Source organism: Leisingera sp. CC-HEC093 (assembly GCF_059429195.1).
Window position 1 is genome coordinate 3,125,148 of the sequence record NZ_JCAIJR010000001.1, and the last position, 17,090, is coordinate 3,142,237.

A 17,090-nucleotide genomic window follows, 5' to 3' on the forward strand; every position below is an offset into this window, starting at 1 on the left:
GGCGTTGCCCACACATAGGGCATAGCAGCGGTTTTGAGGCTCACAATTGCGTGCGGCGGGTAAGCCGGGTCAGGTTGCGATCTTGCCGCCTCCCTTTCTGGTCACCACCATCACCGAGGGGCGCGGCGGCATGGCCGGATCGAAATCCGGCCAGCGGGTGGCCGGGTCCTCGAAGTTGGATTCGCGTTCGAAGCCTTTCAGGCTTTTGGTGCCGTCGGTGCCGGGGTGCTGCACTGCCAGGAACATGGTTTCATTGTCCGGGCTGAAGTATGGGCCGCAGAGCTCTGCCCCAACCGGGCAGCGAAAGAACAGCTTGGAGTGGCCGCGCAACTCTCCTTCGGTTTCTACTCCGTAAAGCCCGTCGGACTTGCCGGTCTTGGCCCATTTGCGGCCCTGGTCGGTCGCAACCCAAAGCCGTCCAGCGGCGTCAATGGCGCTGTTGTCAGGAGAGGCGAACCAGCCGTGTTCCGACGTTTCCGGGTTCCACTGGGCGCCCACCGGTGCAATGCCGGGATCGCCGCATTGCACCAGTATCGACCAGCTGCCGCGGGTTGCAGCGTGGTCGCCGCTGTCCTCCTTGATCTCGATGATGTGGCCGAAATCCGACTCCGGGCGCGGGTTGGCGGCGTCGGTCTGGCCGGGCTTGCGTCTGGAGTTGTTGGTGAGCATGACAAAGGCGGTGCCGTCACCGCGGGGGGAGACGTCTTCGGGGCGGTCCATCGGCGTTGCCCCCAGCGCATCCGCAGCCAGGCGTGCGTCAATCAGCACATCCGCCTGACTGGCAAAGCCGTTTTCAGAGGTCAGCGGCCCGTGGCCATGCACCAGCGGCAGCCAGTGCAGCGTGCCATCCGGGTCAAAGCGGGCGGCGTAGAGCGTGCCGTCGCTTAGCAGCCGGGAATTGGCGGTGCGGTCGTCTGACGCGGTGCCATCGGAGACATATTTGTAGACGTATTCAAACCGCGCATCGTCGCCCATGTAGATCACCAGGCGGCCGTCAGCGGATAGGGTGGTTTCCGCACCCTCATGCGCAAAGCGTCCAAGTGCCGTGTGCTTTACCGGTGTTGAGTGCGGGTCCTGCGGATCCACCTCAACAACCCAGCCGAAGCGGTTCACTTCATTGGGTTCCTTGGTGATGTTGAAGCGGTCGTGGAATTTGCCCCAGGCGTACCACATGGCCGGCAGGTTGTAGCGGGCCATCTGCGCGGCCTCGGGCTGGCCTGAGAGATCCGGCTTGCCTCCGGCGTCCAGTTGATCGGTCCAAAAGTAGCCGTGAAAGTTCTCCTCTGCCATCAGCCAGGTGCCCCAGGGGGTCATGCCGCCGGCGCAATTGTTCAGCGTGCCGATGACTGTGCGTCCCGCGGGGTCTGCACCGGTCTGCATCCGCGGATGGCCGGCAGCGGGGCCATCAATGGCCATCACCGTGTTGAGCGGCGAGATGCGGCGGTTGTACCTGCCGTTCCGCACCACCGTCCACTTGCCGTCCGTGTTGCGGGCGATTTCCACGACAGAGCCGCCGTGGGCGGCCATCTCGATCTCCACCAGCTCCCGTGTCATGGCGGCAAACTTCACTTTGTCCTGACGTCCAAGGCCGGGGAACATCATCTCTTCGTTGGTGTATTCATGGTTGACGCACAGCAGGCCACGGGTGCCATCCGTGTTGAGCGGCAGGAAGCCGGTGTAGTCGTTGTTGTATCCGAATTGCTGCAGCTGGGCTTTGGCGCTTTGGTTTCTCACGTCGAACGCGGGCGCATCAGCAGTGATGGGGTCGCCCCAGCGCAGCAGGATGTCCGCGTCATACCCGGCGGCCACGTGGTGGGTCCCGTCAACACCGGCCGCCAGTTCGTCAAAGGCGTAGCGGCTGCGCGGGGCCGCGCCGGCCTGGCGTGCAGCGGTAAGGGCTGGGGCGCCGAACAGGGCAGCGGCGGCAGAGACGCCAAGCACTCCTTGCAGAATTCCCCGGCGGCCATAGCGGGCAGCGAGGACACTGCCAATGGTGCGCGAAAGGTTCGGATTGGCTGGAATGTCGTCTGCGGCCTCAAAGGCTTCCGCTTTGTTTCCGGGTTGCGGCGCGCCGGTGATCTGCTTGCGGTCCATTGCCGGCCTCCGGATTGTCTACGTTTAAGGTGAGGTCCGTCCGGTGACCCGCTGCGGGACCGGTCGAACCTGTGCTGCCGGCGTCAGGCGCCGTCGTTGCAAAACAGCTCGTAGACAACTTCCAGTATGCGGCGCGGCTTGTCATCTGCCAGGCGGTAGTAGATGGCTTTTCCCTCACGTCGCGGCAGGACCAGCCCCTCTTGACGCAGCCGCGACAGCTGCTGGGACACGGCGGCCTGGCGGGCCGACAGCAGTGCTTCCAGTTCGGTCACCGATTTTTCTCCGGACACCAGATGGCACAGGATCATCAACCGGCCCTGGTGGCTGATCGCCTTAAGGAAGTTGGCGGCCTTGGTTGCGTTTTCAACCATCTTTTCAATTTCGTCCGGGTCCATATCGGCGGGACTCTGCGGTAGGGCCATTGTAGTCTCCCAGGCGCTGCCGGGGCGCCGCGCCTCTGTTTGTCACCGGTGCCAGCTGTCCGCTGCTGCCCGGGATGTGCGTATAGTCATCATATCTTGTATGAGCGCTTAGCAAATCTGCAAGCCGGGGCCAAAGGAAACTTGTGCGGGGCCGCGGCTGAGAACCCTGGGGATCACCGGCGGACACGCAGATTTTATTGTGATGGGGCGCGGTCAGGCCGTGAGTTGTACGCGGCGAAACAAGTTGGGGCTGGGAGTGCGCGCCGCTCAGGCAGACTCACCTGCCGCCCGCTTCAGCTCCGCCGTTTCCGCCCGGTTCAGCATTTCGCCCCGCTTGCATTTCTGCAGTGCCGCGCGTGCCAATTCGTATCGCGGGTCCTGCCAGAAGAGGAGGCAGCCGCTGCATCCCTTGCCGCAGCAGCCCGCAGTGCCGACGCGGTTGGTCTTGACGCGTTTTTGTTGCTGTCCAGCTCCTGCAGGGTGCCGTTCTTGAGCCGCATCCGCACGCCGTAGGTCCAGCGGCAGCTATTGGCCTGGGTGGAGACATGCAGCGGGATTTCCGGCGTCCGGCCCTTGGCATACTGACCCACTGCCGGATCGGCGATGTCCGGCCGGGTCAGCTCCATCCCTTGCGGAAGAAATGCGGGGACGCGCCGAACTTGCGCTTGAACTGGCGCGAGAAATGGGTGGCGGAGTTGAAGCCTGAGGCCAGCGCGATTTCGGTGACGCTCATCGAGGTCTCGTTCATCAGCGCAAAGGCATGGCTGAGGCGCATGTCGAAATAGACGTGCATCGGACTCTGGTTCAGATAGCGCGAGAACAGCCGCTCCAGCTGGCGGCGGGAGATGTCAAGCCGGTCGCACAGCTCGCCGATCGACAGCGGTTCCTCAATCGATTCCTGCATCAGCTGCAGCGCGTTCAGCAGGCGCTGGTTGCGGCTGCCGATGGCCACCGCGTAATTCGATTTCTGCGGTGCCGCCTGGCCGCCGGAGCGCACATGCAGGCACATGTCCGCCACGATGATCGCCAGCTGCTTGCCGTGGCGCTCCTCGATCAGGTGCAGCATCATGTCGGTTGCGGCATTGCCGCCGCCGCAGGTCATCAGCGGGCCGGAGATTTCGAAGATATTGGGGGAGGGCTCCAGGCTTGGATAGCTTTCCAGGAAGCCCGGCTGGTTCTCCCAGTGCAGGGTGAACTTGTGATTCTTGATCAGCCCGGCCTGGGCCAGCGCAAAGGCCCCGGTGCAGATGCCGCCGATGGACCGGCCAAAGCGGCTTTCGCGGCGCAGCCAGTTCAGGGTGACTTCGCTGGCAGCCGCATGCGGTTCCACCCCGGCGCAGACAAACCCCAGCGAATCCGACGGCAGCGGCTGCAGCTTGGTGTCCGGCGTCACCACCATGCCGTTGGAGCAGCGCACCGGCTGGCCGTCCTCTGTCATGATGTACCAGCGGTAGAGCCGGGTGCCGGTCACCTGGTTGGCAATGCGCAGGGGTTCGATGGCGGCGGCCACCGGCAGCATTGTCGCCTTGGGCAGGAGCAGGAAATAGAAATCCTGCGGCTCGCCCTCGAACGGAATGGCGAGATTGGCGGCAGCGCCTTTCTGAACGAAACTGTCATCGGACATGGCGGAACCCCAGGCGCAGCGCCCGGGTCAGTGCACCGGGCGGATATCGGACTTTATTTTGCTTCCTAAGGCGCTGCCGCCCGATGCAGCCGGAGAATAGCGACAGCGTTCCAGCGGATTGCGACACCACATGCAGGTTTGCGTCATCGTGAAAATGCCCGCCGCCCCTTGCAGGTCAAAAGGGGCGATACTAAGACTCGGGTAACACACTGTCGGGTATGGTGCCGGACATAAACAACGCAGGCAGGTCGCAATGATTGATCCCAGAGAAACATACATGAACACCCTGGTCCCGATGGTGGTTGAGCAGACCAGCCGGGGCGAGCGGGCCTATGACATTTTTTCCCGCCTGCTGAAGGAGCGGATCATCTTCCTGAACGGCCCGGTGCACGACGGGATGAGCTCTTTGATCGTGGCACAGCTTTTGCACCTTGAGGCGGAAAACCCGTCCAAGGAAATCTCTATGTACATCAACAGCCCCGGCGGCGTTGTGACCTCCGGTCTGTCGATCTACGACACCATGCAGTACATCAAGCCCAAGGTTTCGACCCTGGTGATCGGCCAGGCGGCCTCAATGGGGTCGCTGCTGCTGACTGCCGGTGAGCCGGGCATGCGCTTCAGCTTGCCGAACTCCCGCGTGATGGTGCACCAGCCCTCCGGCGGCTTCCAGGGCCAGGCCACCGACATCATGATCCATGCCGAGGAAACCCTGAAGCTGAAGAAGCGCCTGAACGAGATTTACGTCAGGCACACCGGCCAGGACTACGACACCATTGTCGACGCGCTGGAGCGTGACAATTTCATGTCGCCGGAAGAGGCCAAGGAATTCGGCCTGATCGACGAGATCGTTGAAAACCGCGCCAAGGGTGATGTTGAGCAGGCCTGACGCCTGAGCTTGTGAGCAGCCGTGTGCCCCAGCGGTTAAGATGGGGCGCACTTTCACATTGTGGCCGCCTAAGCACTGTCTTAAGCTGGCCAAAAGTTGAAACGCCCCGCGGTGCGGGTGCAGCGGACCGGGCGGACTGAAAGGTAGACCATGGCGACGAATTCAGGCGGCGACAGCAAGAACACCCTCTATTGCAGCTTCTGCGGCAAGAGCCAGCATGAAGTGCGTAAGCTGATCGCAGGCCCCACCGTATTCATTTGCGATGAATGCGTTGAACTGTGCATGGATATCATCCGTGAAGAGACCAAGGCCTCTGGCCTGAAGGCCACCGATGGCGTTCCGACGCCCAAGGATATTTGCCAGGTCCTGGATGATTACGTGATCGGCCAGGCCACCGCCAAGCGGGTGCTGTCGGTTGCGGTGCACAATCACTACAAGCGTCTGAACCACGCCCAGAAGGCGGGTTCGGACATTGAACTGGCGAAATCCAACATCCTGCTGATCGGCCCCACCGGCTGCGGCAAGACGCTGCTGGCGCAGACGCTGGCGCGGATCCTGGATGTGCCCTTCACCATGGCGGATGCGACCACCCTCACTGAGGCCGGTTATGTCGGTGAGGATGTTGAAAACATCATCCTGAAGCTGCTGCAGGCGTCGGAATACAACGTCGAGCGCGCGCAGCGCGGCATCGTCTATATTGACGAGGTCGACAAGATCACCCGCAAGTCGGAAAACCCCTCGATCACCCGCGACGTGTCGGGCGAGGGTGTGCAGCAGGCGCTGCTGAAGCTGATGGAAGGCACCGTGGCCTCGGTGCCGCCGCAGGGCGGGCGCAAGCATCCGCAGCAGGAATTCCTGCAGGTGGACACCACCAACATCCTGTTCATCTGCGGCGGTGCCTTTGCCGGCCTCGACAAGATCATCGCGCAGCGCGGCAAGGGCTCAGCGATGGGCTTTGGCGCCGATGTCCGTGACAATGATGAGCGCGGTGTCGGCGAGATCTTCAAAGATCTGGAGCCGGAAGACCTGCTGAAATTCGGTCTTATCCCGGAATTTGTCGGCCGTCTGCCGGTTCTGGCAACGCTGGAGGATCTGGACGAGGATGCGCTGGTCACCATTCTGACCCTGCCCAAGAATGCCCTGGTCAAGCAGTACCAGCGCCTGTTCGAGCTGGAAGACACCGAGCTGGACTTTACCGAGGAAGCGCTGAGCGCGATTGCCAAGAAGGCGATCGAGCGCAAGACCGGCGCCCGCGGCCTGCGCTCGATCATGGAGGATATCCTCTTGGATACCATGTTCGATCTGCCCGGCATGGAGAGCGTCACCAAGGTGGTTGTGAATGAGGAGGCAGTGACCTCTGACGCGCAGCCGCTGATGATCCACGCGGATGCCGAAAAGGAGCCGGCGTCGGCAGGCTGAGCGGATTAATATTCACACCAACGGCGCGGTTCTTCCGCGCCGTTTCCGGTTTTAGGGGGCTGGGGGCGCTGCCCCCGCAGCGGCAAGCCGCTGCTCCCCCGGGATATTTTAGCCAGAAGAAGGTTGAATTCTATGATCAAGCGGATTTCTTCCGGAGGTGAGTTCGAGGCCAAGGTGGGGTATTGCCGCGCCGTGGTTGCGGGCGGTTTCGTGCATGTGGCGGGCACCGTCGGCCAGGGCGATGACGTTGTTGCCCAGTGCAAGTCGGCACTGGACACCATCGCGGCGGCGCTGGAGAAGGCGGGCGCCAGCTTTGCCGATGCGGTGCGGGTCAATTATTACTTGCCGGATGCGGCGGAGTTCGAGCCTTGCTGGCCCGTACTGGCGGAAACCTTTGGCGCAAACCCGCCGGCGGCTACGATGATTGAGTGCAATCTGATTGATCCCAAGTTCCGGATCGAGATTGAAGTTACCGCGCTGGCACCAGCTGACGGCTGACAGGGCAGGCGGCGCCCAAGCCGCTGAGGCAAAACTGCCAATTCCCGCTCTGCTCATCCAGCCCGGGGCGCAAGCCACTGGACCTTGGCGGGAAATTGGGCCATATCGAAGTCGGAAAACTCCGGAGGCACCCATGGGAATCCTGAACACTCTTCTGCGCGCTGTGACTTGGTGGAACGGCTCCACCTTGAACACCCGGATCTTCACCGCCCGCAAGGGTATCAAGGTGGGGGAAGATGACCAGGGCAACGTGTTCTACCGCAATGCGGACGACAGCAAGCGCTGGGTGATGTTCAACGGAGAAGTGGAAGCCTCCCGCGTCAGCCCTGATTGGCACGGCTGGCTGCACCGCACCTTTGACGAGGTGCCGAGCGAGAAGCCGCTGAAGCACAAAGCCTGGGAAAAGCCGCATCAGGAAAACCTGACCGGCACCATGATGGCCTATGCGCCGGCCGGGTCGATCCGTGCAGGCGGCGAGCCGAAAGAGCGCCGCGACTACGAGGCCTGGGTGCCCGAATAAACACATCTGCCAAAAGGCTGATTTCATGTCCCACAATCCCACTGAAGTTTTTGCCGGCGGCGTCGTGCTGGCCGCGGCAATCGGTTTTGCGGTCTACGCAGGGCAGGCGGCCGGCCTGTCGCGCGGCGGCGCAACCTATGATCTCACTGCCTCTTTCCGGTCTTTGGAGGGCGTCAGCATCGGCACCGATGTGCGGCTGGCCGGAGTCAAGATCGGCACTGTGACCGGCGTCGATCTGAACCCGGAAACCTTCCGTGCCGACACTGTGTTTTCGGTGAAGGACGGGATTGAAGTCCCTGACGACAGCGCCGTGGTGATTTCCTCCGAGGGCCTGCTGGGCGGTAACTTCGTCGAGATCATGCCAGGCGGGTCCCCCTTTGCCTTTGAAGCAGGGGATGAGATCGAGGACACCCAGGGCGCGGTTAGCCTGATTTCGCTGCTGGTGAAATTCGTGGCCGGCGGCGGGGAAGAGTCGTGAAGCGCCTGGCGGCAGCACTGATGGCCGCGTTGCTGGCGGTCCCCGCCGCGGCGCAGGAGCAGGCTGCGCAAGGCAGCGCTGCTGTGCTGCGGGCGCTGGACAAGGTCAACGGGCATTCCCTGGATGCCGAGGTGGCCATTGGCGCCAGCGCCGAGATGTTCGGCCTGCTGGTTACCGTCCGGGATTGCCGCTACCCGGCGGAGAACCCGACTGGCGACGCATTTGCCTATTTGTCGGTGCAGGACCCCAAAAACGGCGCCGAGCATTTCAGCGGCTGGATGATTGCCTCCAGCCCGGCGCTGAATGCGCTGGACCACAATCGTTACGACGTCTGGGTCATCCGCTGCAAAAGCAGTTGAGGCTGCGGCACCGCAGGCGCTGAAAAATCCGCGTCCTTGTCGAGGGCCTCACGCAGCAGCGAGCGGTAACGCGCGCGTGTGACCTCGACCCCGCCGAGAGACGCCAGATGCGGGGTCAGGAACTGGGTGTCGCATAAGGTGAAGCCCGCCTGCACCAGCCGGTCGGTCAGATAGGCCAGCGCCACCTTGGAGGCATCGCGGCGCCGGGAGAACATGCTTTCGCCAAAGAACGCCCCGCCCAGCGAGACGCCGTAGGTGCCACCCGCCAATGCGCCCTGCTGCCAGACCTCCAGCGAGTGGGCGTTTCCCATCATATGCAGATCGAGGTACCGGTCGCGGATTTCGCTGTTGATCCAGGTTTCTGCCCGGTCGGCACAGCCGTCCACCACGCCTGCAAAGTCGCGGTTCACGGTGATCTTATAACCGCCGTTGCGGATGCGCTTGGCAAGGGAGCGGGAGATGCGGAAACCGTCCAGCGGAAGAATCCCGCGCCGCTTGGGGTCGACCCAGAACACTTCGGGATCGTCGCGGTGTTCGGCCATCGGAAAAACACCGGCGGAATAGGCGTGCAGCAAGAGATCGGCAGTCAGGCTCATGATGCCGCCAGTATAAAGAGGAAAGGCAAGGAAAAGTAAAACGGGGCGCAACCGGATGGTGCGCCCCGCAGGATTTTAGCCCGGTGTGTTTTCTTCCAGCCAGCGTTCCAGCCAGTGAATGCCGTAATCGCCGGTGTGAATGTCCTGCTCCTGCAACAGCGCGTGGAACAGCGGCACGGTGGTGTCGATGCCGTCGATGATCAGTTCGCCCAAGGCCCGGTTCAGGCGCGCCAGCGCCTCGGTCCGGTCGCGGCCGTGCACGATCAGCTTGCCGATCAGCGAGTCGTAATAAGGCGGGATCGAATAGCCGTCATAGAGTGCCGAATCCATCCGCACCCCCAGGCCGCCGGGGGCGTGGTACTGGGTGATCTTGCCCGGGCAGGGCGAGAAGTTCGGCAGTTTCTCGGCGTTGATCCGCACCTCGATAGCGTGGCCGTTGATTTCCAGATCGTCCTGGGTGAACGACATCGGCAGGCCTTCGGCCACCCGGATCTGCTCGCGCACCAGGTCGACGCCAAAGATGGCCTCGGTCACGGGGTGCTCCACCTGCAGGCGGGTGTTCATCTCGATGAAATAGAACTCGCCGTCCTCATAGAGAAACTCGACGGTGCCGGCGCCGGAATAGCCCATCTTGCCAATGGCGTCGGCGCAAATCTTGCCGATGCGGGCGCGCTCTTCCGGGGTGATGCAAGGGCCGGGGGCTTCCTCGAACACTTTCTGGTGGCGGCGCTGCAGCGAGCAGTCGCGTTCTGCCAGGTGGATGCCGGTGCCTTTGCCGTCGCCAAAGACCTGAACTTCGATGTGACGCGGTTTCTGGAGGTATTTCTCCATATACACTTCGTCATTGCCGAACGCGGCTTTGGCCTCGGAACGGGCGGTGGAGAAGGCCGAAACCAGCTCTTTCTCGTCCTTGGCCACTTTCATGCCGCGGCCGCCGCCGCCGGCGGTGGCCTTGATGATCACCGGGTAGCCCATGTCCTTGGCGGCCTTCTTGGCTGCCGCAATGTCAGGAACGCCGCCTTCGGAGCCGGGAACAACCGGAATGCCGAGGTTCTTGGCGGTTTCCTTGGCGGTGATCTTATCCCCCATGATGCGGATATGTGCCGCAGAGGGGCCGATGAAGGTCAGGCCGTGGTCTTCGATGATCTGCACGAAGTTGGCGTTTTCCGACAGGAAGCCGTAGCCCGGGTGGATTGCCTGGGCGCCGCTGATCTCGCAGGCAGAGATAATGGCCGGGATCGACAGGTAGCTTTGTGCGCCGGACGGGGGTCCGATGCAGACCGATTCATCGGCCATGCGGACGTGCATCGCGTCGGCATCAGCGGTGGAGTGCACCGCGACGGACTTGATGCCCATTTCGCGGCAGGCACGGATCACGCGCAGGGCGATTTCGCCGCGGTTGGCAATCAGGATCTTGTCAAACATGGCAGATCCTTACTCGATGATGGCCAGGGGGGTTCCGAATTCGACGGCGGCGCCGTCTTCGACCAGGATGCGCTTCACGGTGCCGGATTTCGGTGCCGGGATGTGGTTCATGGTCTTCATGGCTTCGACGATCAGCAGGGTGTCGCCTTCGCTGACCTGTGCGCCAACAGAGATGAAGGAGGGCGCGCCGGGCTCCGGCTGCAGGTAGACGGTGCCGACCATCGGCGAGGTCACGGCGCCGGGGTGGCTGGCCGGATCGTCGTTTGCGGCTGCGGGGGCGGCAGCGGCGGGCGCGGCTGCGGCGGCAACCGGCGCGGGGGCAGCAGCGGTAGGAACCTGTACCTGCATCGGGGCGGCCGCCATCACAGTCTGGCGCGACACGCGCACGTTCAGGCTGTCATCATCGCCATAGTCGCGTTTGACCTGCAGCTCGGTCAGATCGTTTTCGCGCAGCAGCTCCGCCAGCGCCTTGATGAATGCCACGTCAGCTTCGTGAGATTTGTTTGTCATTTTGTCCTCAGCCAATTCCGACAGGCCCGCCGAATAGGGCAGGCAGGAAATTAGGGCGCTTATAGGGCAAGGATTACCGCAAGGAAAGCACTCCTGAACTGGGCGGTAACATGAGGTCTATGACGCGGATTCGCAATTGCCGGCGTGAAATTCCTTATCACAGCGGCATTCCAGTCAGTTTTGCCACCAGTTCCGGCAATTTGCGGGCCCCGAATTTCTGCAACAGATGCGCCCGGTGGCTTTCCACCGTGCGGTAGGACAGGTCCAGCTGCTTGCCGATTTCCTTGGCCGACAGCCCCTTGCAGGTTAGGATCGCCACCTCGCGCTCGCGCGGAGTAAGCGAGACGACAGGGCGGTCTTCGGAGATATCGGCAAAGGACCAGATACCGGTCTGAAACGGTGCCTCTGGCGTTACCGACCGACCCCGTACCCGGCACCAGAACAAGGCGCCGGCGCGCCGCCGCATGATGCGCTCGTCGCTGTAGCTGCCGCTTTGCGCTTCGGGCTGCTGCAGCAGGGCGCCAATGCGGTGGAAATCCTCTTGGCTGGGATAAAGCTCAGCAATCGGCATGCCGGTAAAATCGCCGGGCGCGCCCCCGAATGTCGCCGCGAATTGCAGGTTGCACCGGGTGATGACGCGGCGTTCCAGAACCGCGAGGCCCACTGGGGCATGGTCAAAGGCAAGATCGCTCATATGGTATTCTTACGCAGGTATTTTTGCGGAATTGAAGGGCTTTGCCCTTGCGTGCCAGTTTCCGGCCGCAACGGCAAGCCGGGGAGGGGCAGCGGATGAACATAGCAGTATGGCTGGCACGGATTGCCGCGGCACAGGGCGCGCGGCCGGCGCTGTATTTGGGGCAGGCGCTGATTGCGGATTATGCGCAGTTCCATGCGCGCGCAGCCTCTGTGGCGGGCTGGCTGCAGACGCAGGGCATCACGCCTGGCGACCGGGTCGGTATCTTCATGAAGAATTGCCCGGACTACCTGATCGCGCTTTACGGCATCTGGTACGCCGGCGCGGTGGCTGTGCCCATCAATGCCAAGCTGCACGGCAAGGAGGCGGAGTTCATTCTGCAAAACTCCGGCACTGGGCTGGTCTTCACCTCGCCCGGCCTGACGGAAGCGGTGGAGGGGACGGCGGCAGAGGTGCGTTGCGTGGACATAACCGGCGCGGAGTATGCGGATGCCTTGCAGGCTGATCCGGTGGCGGAACCTGCGGCGCGCCTGCCGGGGGATCTGGCCTGGCTGTTCTACACCTCCGGCACCACCGGGCGGCCCAAGGGGGTGATGATCACCCACAGGATGCTGATGACCATGGCGATTGCCTACTTCGCGGATGTGGATCAGGTGAGCGACGGGGACCACGCGCTGTATGCCGCGCCGATGAGCCATGGGGCCGGGATCTATGCCATTCAGCATGTGCTGGCTGGCGCGCGGCATGTCTGCCCCGCATCTGGCGGGTTTGATGAGGCGGAGATCTTTGATCTGGCAGCGCATTTCGGGCGCGTGCACATGTTTGCAGCCCCTACCATGGTCACAAGAATGACCTCTGAGGCCAAGCGGCTTGGCCGCACCGGTGAAGGGCTGCGCACCGTGGTTTATGCCGGCGGGCCGATGTATGTCGCCGACATCATGGAGGCGGTAGCGCATTTCGGCCCGGTCTTCGTCCAGGTCTACGGTCAGGGCGAATGCCCGATGGCGATCACCGCGCTGCCGCGCCAGGACGTGCAGGACCGCGCGCATCCCCGCTGGAAAGAGCGTCTGGCCAGCGTCGGCCGGGCGCAGAGCGTGGCAGAAGTGCGCATTGGCACGCCGGAGGGTGAGTTCCTGCCTGCCGGGAGCCATGGAGAAATCATGGTGCGCGGCGATGCGGTGATGCCCGGGTACTGGGAGAACTCCGAAGCCACGGCCAAGACGCTGGTCAATGGCTGGCTGATGACCGGAGACATGGGTGTCATGGACGAGGATGGCTACCTGACCCTGCAGGACCGGTCCAAAGATATGATCATCACCGGCGGCTCCAACGTCTATCCGCGCGAGGTGGAGGAGGTGCTGCTGCTGCACCCGCAGGTGCGCGAGGTTTCCGTGGTGGGGCGTGTGCATGCGGACTGGGGCGAGGAAGTGGTGGCCTTTGTCGTCGGCGATGCGACGGAAGCGGAGCTGGACGCGCTGTGCAACAGCCGGATTGCCCGGTTCAAACGCCCCAAGGCTTATATCCGCATCGATGCTTTGCCCAAGAACAACTATGGCAAGGTTCTGAAGACCAAGCTGCGTGAACGCTTGAATGGGTGACTTGGGGCGCTGCCCCAAACCCCGGGATATTTCCGGCCAGAAGAACAGGTTCCGGCCAGAAGAACAGGTTCTGGGCCGCGGGGCAGACGCGGGCAGCGCGCCTGCCCGGCGCGGACTCAGATTGCCAGGTATTCGGCACGCAGCTCCTCGTTTTCCAGCACCTCGGCGGCGGTGCCGTCAAAGACGATACCGCCGGTATCGAGGATCACCGCACGGTCCGCCAGTTCCAGGGCGCGGACCGCGTTCTGCTCGACAATGATGGTTGTCATGCCCTGTTCCTTGATGTGGATGAGGGTCTTTTCGATCTCGTCGACGATCACCGGGGCGAGGCCTTCGTAGGGTTCGTCCAGCAAGAGCACCTTGATGTCGCGGGCCAAGGCCCGGGCAATCGCCAGCATCTGCTGCTCGCCGCCCGACAGCGTCACCCCCTCCTGCTTGCGGCGCTCGCCAAGGCGCGGGAACAGGTCGTACAGGCGCTCCAGCGACCAGCCGACGGGCGGGGCGATCTGGGCCAGTTGCAGGTTTTCCTCAACCGTCAGGCCGGGGATGATACGGCGGTCCTCGGGCACCAGGCCCAGACCGGCTGCGGCGGCCTCATGCGATTCCATCTTGTGCAGCGGTTTGTGGTCCAGCCAGATCTCGCCGCGGGTCACCATGGGGGAGCCCGTGCGTGCGATTGAGCGCAGAGTGGACGTTTTGCCAGCGCCGTTGCGGCCCAATAGGGCCAGGATCTCGCCCTCGTGGACGTTAAAGCTGATGCCCTGCACAATGTAGCTTTCGCCGTAATAGGCGTGCACATCCCAGACTGACAGGAAGGCTGGCGCGGTGGTGGCCGCGTTGGCATTTTTGGAGAAATCGGGTTTCACATTCATGACTTTATCCTTTCTCACTCATCTTGTCCGAGAACCGGTTCCCGCTTTTCGGGATGAGTGACGTTCCTCCTTATGCCGACTCGCCCAGATACGCTTCGCGCACCTTCGGGTTGCCGCGGATGTTTTGCGGATCGTCCTCGACCAGCGGGGTGCCTTGCGCCAGAACAGTGATCCGGTTGGCGAGGCTGAACACAACATGCATGTCGTGCTCAATGATGGCGATGGTGATGTCGCGCTCGTCGCTGATCTGCTTCAGCAGGTCGATGGTGTTGTTTGTATCGGCCCGCGCCATGCCGGCAGTGGGCTCGTCCAGCAGCAGCAGGCGCGGTTCCTGGCTCAGGCACATGCCGATCTCCAGCCGCCGCTTGTCGCCGCGGGACATGGCGGCGGCATGCATGTGCCGCTTGTCCGCCATGTTCATTTCTTCCAGCATGTTTTCGGCTCGCTCCAGAATGTCCTTTTGCTTGAGCACGGCAGACAGGGCGTTCAGCTCGAACGCGCCGTCGCGTTTGGCAAAACAGGGGATCATCATATTTTCAAGCACCGTCAGGTCGCCGAAAATTTCCGGCGTCTGGAACACGCGGCTGATGCCCATCTGATTGATCTCGTAAGGCGCGCGTCCCAGAACCGACTGGCCGTCGAACATGACGGAGCCGGTGTCGGGGATCAGCTTGCCCACCAGGCAGTTCAGAAGGGTGGACTTGCCTGCGCCATTCGGCCCGATGATGGCGTGGACTGTGTTTTCCTTGACGCTGAGATTGACGTCGGACAGCGCTTGCAGCCCGCCGAACCGTTTCCCCACGTCTTTGACTTCAAGGATACCCATTGTTCTGTCTCCTTATTCCGCGGGGTTGGTTTCTTGGGCAGCAGAGCTGCCGTTCTTGGCCTTGCGGCCGCTGAGCCAGCCCTTGATCCGCTGGCCGCCTTCAACCAGGCCGCCGGGCAGGAAGATCACCACCAGCATGAACAAGAGGCCCAGGGTCAGGTGCCAGCCTTTGCCGATAAAGGGGTGGATGATGAAGACCACCGCGTCCTCCATCCCGTCCGGCAGGAAACTGAACCAGGTGTGCAGAACGTTGTCGTTAATCTTGGAGAAGATGTTCTCGAAGTACTTGATGAAGCCGGCGCCCAGCACCGGACCGATCAGCGTGCCGGCACCGCCGAGGATGGTCATCAGCACCACCTCGCCGGAGGCAGTCCATTGCATCCGTTCAGCGCCTGCCAGCGGGTCCATTGAGGCCATCAGCCCGCCTGCAAGTCCTGCATACATGCCTGAAATTACAAAAGCCGCCAGAGTATAGGGACGGGTGTTGAGCCCGGTGTAGTTCATCCGCTGCTGGTTGGACTTCACGGCCCGCAGCATCATGCCAAAGGGCGATCGGAAGATGCGGATCGACAGGTAGAAGGCGACCAGCATGATCAGCGCGCACAGGTAATAGCCGGCGTTGAACTGGAAGGCCCAGGGGCCGACGGCCATCTCGAAGGTGGAACGCATCTCAAGCCCGAACAGGTTGGTCACGGGGATTGAGCCGTCCGCGGTGGCGGAGACGCCCAGAATGCGGGGATCATCCAGCGTCAGCTGCAGGCCGGTTTCACCGTTGGTGATCGGGGTCAGCACCGAATAGGCCAGATTGAAGGACATCTGCGCGAACGCCAGTGTCAGGATCGAGAAGTAGATGCCGGAGCGGCGTAAGCTGACAAAGCCGATGAGAAGCGCAAACAGGCCCGCGACGATCACCGACAGCAGGATGGCCGGGATCACGTTCATGCCGATCAGCTTGAACATCCAGACGGCAGAGTAGGAGCCTGCGCCAAGGAAGGCTGCATGGCCAAAGGACAGGTAGCCGGTGAGGCCGAAGAGGATGTTGAAGCCGATAGCAAAGATCCCGAAGATCACGAAACGCTGCATCAAATCCGGATAGCCCGCGTTGAACTGCGCCAGCGCGCTGTCCGTTGGGAATGGGTTCAGGATGAAGGGCGCAAGCAGTGCGAGGCAGGCGACGATGATCAGCTTTGAAGTGTCTTTTTTGTCTAGTCCGAACATGTCTTATTCCTCCATCACGCCTTTGCGGCCCATCAGGCCCCGCGGCCGGGTCAGCAGAATGATGATTGCGACCACGTAGATGATGATCTGGTCGATGCCGGGCAGCAGCGACTTGATCTCGTTCATAGAGGCAAAGCTTTCGAGCACGCCCAGCAGGAAGCCCGCCAGCACCGCGCCGGGAAGCGACCCCATGCCGCCGACAACCACCACAACGAAGCTGAGGACCAGGAAGTCCATGCCCATGTGGTAGTTGGGAGAGTTGATCGGGGTGTACATCACACCCGCGAGGCCCGCGACGGCGGCGGCGATACCGAACATAATGGTGAAGCGGCGATCAATATTGATGCCCAGAAGGCCCACGGTTTCGCGGTCGGCCATGCCGGCCCGCACCACCATGCCGAAGGTTGTGAACTGCAGGAAGCTGAATATGCCGCCGATGATCAGCACCGCAAAGAAGAAATAGACGACGCGCCAGACCGGATAGACGATATCCATGCCGATGGCCGCACCCAGGTTCACCACGCCGTTCAGCGCGTCGGGCGCGGGCGTTTGGATCGGGTTGGCGCCGTAGAAGTATTTGACCACCTCCTGCAGCACGATGGCGAGGCCGAAGGTCACAAGGATCTGGTCGGCGTGCGGGCGTTTGTAGAAGTGCTTGATCAGCCCGCGCTCCATCACGTAGCCGACGCCGATCATGATCGGGATCGCAAACAGGATCGCCAGCGGCACCGCCCAGTCGATAATGCTGCCGCCGATGTCGGGACCGAACCAGGCCTCTACATAGGGGGTTTTCACCTTGAGCGGGTTGCCCAGAAAATCCTTCTGGGTTTCGTCCACAAGCTCAAAGCTGAGGTTCAGGATGCGCTGCAGGGTGACTGCGCAGAAGGCGCCGATCATGAACAGTGCCCCATGGGCAAAGTTCACCACGCCCAGCGTGCCGAAGATGAGTGTCAAACCCAGCGCGATCAGCGCATAGGCCGAGCCTTTGTCCAGCCCGTTCAGGATTTGCAAGAGAATGGCGTCCATGGGTCCCACCGTGCGTCAGGTTGGG

Annotated in this window: 19 protein-coding genes; 7 read left to right on the forward strand and 12 right to left on the reverse strand. The window is 62.4% G+C overall.

All coding sequences use genetic code 11. The features are described from left to right. Window positions 1-69: 69 nt before the first annotated feature. From AC5STB_RS15315 to AC5STB_RS15330, 4 genes are all read right to left on the reverse strand, one after another. Window positions 70-2,094: a PhoX family protein gene (locus AC5STB_RS15315; protein ID WP_495443666.1), complete on the reverse strand. Its 2,025-nt coding sequence runs from the start codon at window positions 2,092-2,094 to the stop codon at window positions 70-72. Window positions 2,095-2,177: 83 nt separating this feature from the next. Continuing rightward, the gene (locus tag AC5STB_RS15320; RefSeq protein ID WP_495443667.1) at window positions 2,178-2,516 is read right to left on the reverse strand and encodes an ArsR/SmtB family transcription factor; all 339 of its coding nucleotides are present in this window, start codon (window positions 2,514-2,516) and stop codon (window positions 2,178-2,180) included. A gap of 317 nt (window positions 2,517-2,833) precedes the next feature. Next, the gene (locus tag AC5STB_RS15325) at window positions 2,834-3,142 is read right to left on the reverse strand and encodes a hypothetical protein (protein ID WP_495443668.1); all 309 of its coding nucleotides are present in this window, start codon (window positions 3,140-3,142) and stop codon (window positions 2,834-2,836) included. Further along, the gene (locus AC5STB_RS15330; protein ID WP_495443669.1) at window positions 3,133-4,140 is read right to left on the reverse strand and encodes a GlxA family transcriptional regulator; all 1,008 of its coding nucleotides are present in this window, start codon (window positions 4,138-4,140) and stop codon (window positions 3,133-3,135) included. The genes AC5STB_RS15325 and AC5STB_RS15330 overlap by 10 nt, the downstream gene beginning before the upstream one ends. A gap of 253 nt (window positions 4,141-4,393) precedes the next feature. Here AC5STB_RS15330 and AC5STB_RS15335 point away from each other — a divergent pair, with 253 nt between their 5' ends. The 6 genes from AC5STB_RS15335 (at window position 4,394) to AC5STB_RS15360 (ending at window position 8,300) form a co-directional block, all read left to right on the forward strand. Then, window positions 4,394-5,026 carry an ATP-dependent Clp protease proteolytic subunit gene (locus AC5STB_RS15335; RefSeq protein ID WP_495443670.1) on the forward strand — a complete coding sequence of 211 codons (633 nt, stop codon included), beginning with the start codon at window positions 4,394-4,396 and terminating at the stop codon, window positions 5,024-5,026. 150 nt (window positions 5,027-5,176) lie between these two features. Beyond that, complete coding sequence (gene clpX, locus AC5STB_RS15340) at window positions 5,177-6,445, forward strand: ATP-dependent Clp protease ATP-binding subunit ClpX (protein WP_495443671.1); 1,269 nt, start codon at window positions 5,177-5,179, stop codon at window positions 6,443-6,445. Between the two features lie 132 nt (window positions 6,446-6,577). Then, window positions 6,578-6,943 carry a RidA family protein gene (locus AC5STB_RS15345; RefSeq protein ID WP_495443672.1) on the forward strand — a complete coding sequence of 122 codons (366 nt, stop codon included), beginning with the start codon at window positions 6,578-6,580 and terminating at the stop codon, window positions 6,941-6,943. 133 nt (window positions 6,944-7,076) lie between these two features. Continuing rightward, window positions 7,077-7,463, forward strand: a complete 387-nt coding sequence (locus AC5STB_RS15350; RefSeq protein ID WP_027237966.1) for an NADH:ubiquinone oxidoreductase subunit NDUFA12 — start codon at window positions 7,077-7,079, stop codon at window positions 7,461-7,463. Window positions 7,464-7,488: 25 nt separating this feature from the next. Continuing rightward, window positions 7,489-7,941, forward strand: coding sequence for an outer membrane lipid asymmetry maintenance protein MlaD (gene mlaD, locus AC5STB_RS15355; protein ID WP_495443673.1), 453 nt, complete (start codon window positions 7,489-7,491; stop codon window positions 7,939-7,941). Further along, window positions 7,938-8,300: a DUF2155 domain-containing protein gene (locus AC5STB_RS15360; protein ID WP_495443674.1), complete on the forward strand. Its 363-nt coding sequence runs from the start codon at window positions 7,938-7,940 to the stop codon at window positions 8,298-8,300. Before mlaD ends, AC5STB_RS15360 begins: the two co-directional genes overlap by 4 nt. On the opposite strand, the gene aat is transcribed toward AC5STB_RS15360, so the two are convergent. The 4 genes from aat to AC5STB_RS15380 form a co-directional block, all read right to left on the reverse strand. After that, complete coding sequence (aat, locus tag AC5STB_RS15365; protein ID WP_495443675.1) at window positions 8,264-8,896, reverse strand: leucyl/phenylalanyl-tRNA--protein transferase; 633 nt, start codon at window positions 8,894-8,896, stop codon at window positions 8,264-8,266. The two genes, AC5STB_RS15360 and aat, sit on opposite strands and share 37 nt — an antisense overlap. A gap of 75 nt (window positions 8,897-8,971) precedes the next feature. After that, window positions 8,972-10,321, reverse strand: a complete 1,350-nt coding sequence (gene accC / locus AC5STB_RS15370; RefSeq protein ID WP_495443676.1) for an acetyl-CoA carboxylase biotin carboxylase subunit — start codon at window positions 10,319-10,321, stop codon at window positions 8,972-8,974. A gap of 9 nt (window positions 10,322-10,330) precedes the next feature. Next, window positions 10,331-10,831: an acetyl-CoA carboxylase biotin carboxyl carrier protein gene (accB, locus tag AC5STB_RS15375; RefSeq protein WP_495443677.1), complete on the reverse strand. Its 501-nt coding sequence runs from the start codon at window positions 10,829-10,831 to the stop codon at window positions 10,331-10,333. A gap of 157 nt (window positions 10,832-10,988) precedes the next feature. Then, window positions 10,989-11,525 (reverse strand): PAS domain-containing protein, encoded by a 537-nt coding sequence (locus AC5STB_RS15380; protein ID WP_495443678.1) that lies wholly within the window; start codon window positions 11,523-11,525, stop codon window positions 10,989-10,991. A gap of 95 nt (window positions 11,526-11,620) precedes the next feature. Between AC5STB_RS15380 and AC5STB_RS15385 the strand changes: the two genes are divergently transcribed. Then, window positions 11,621-13,123 (forward strand): class I adenylate-forming enzyme family protein, encoded by a 1,503-nt coding sequence (locus AC5STB_RS15385; protein WP_495443679.1) that lies wholly within the window; start codon window positions 11,621-11,623, stop codon window positions 13,121-13,123. 116 nt (window positions 13,124-13,239) lie between these two features. Here AC5STB_RS15385 and AC5STB_RS15390 read toward each other — a convergent pair whose 3' ends face one another. The 4 genes from AC5STB_RS15390 to AC5STB_RS15405 form a co-directional block, all read right to left on the reverse strand. Next, a complete protein-coding gene (locus AC5STB_RS15390; RefSeq protein WP_495443680.1) occupies window positions 13,240-13,995 on the reverse strand; it encodes an ABC transporter ATP-binding protein in 756 nt (251 codons plus the stop codon). Between the two features lie 70 nt (window positions 13,996-14,065). Then, window positions 14,066-14,821: an ABC transporter ATP-binding protein gene (locus AC5STB_RS15395; RefSeq protein WP_495443681.1), complete on the reverse strand. Its 756-nt coding sequence runs from the start codon at window positions 14,819-14,821 to the stop codon at window positions 14,066-14,068. Window positions 14,822-14,833: 12 nt separating this feature from the next. Beyond that, window positions 14,834-16,039 (reverse strand): branched-chain amino acid ABC transporter permease, encoded by a 1,206-nt coding sequence (locus AC5STB_RS15400; protein ID WP_495443682.1) that lies wholly within the window; start codon window positions 16,037-16,039, stop codon window positions 14,834-14,836. A 3-nt stretch (window positions 16,040-16,042) separates the two neighbouring features. Continuing rightward, the gene (locus tag AC5STB_RS15405) at window positions 16,043-17,065 is read right to left on the reverse strand and encodes a branched-chain amino acid ABC transporter permease (RefSeq protein ID WP_495443683.1); all 1,023 of its coding nucleotides are present in this window, start codon (window positions 17,063-17,065) and stop codon (window positions 16,043-16,045) included. Window positions 17,066-17,090: the final 25 nt, after the last annotated feature.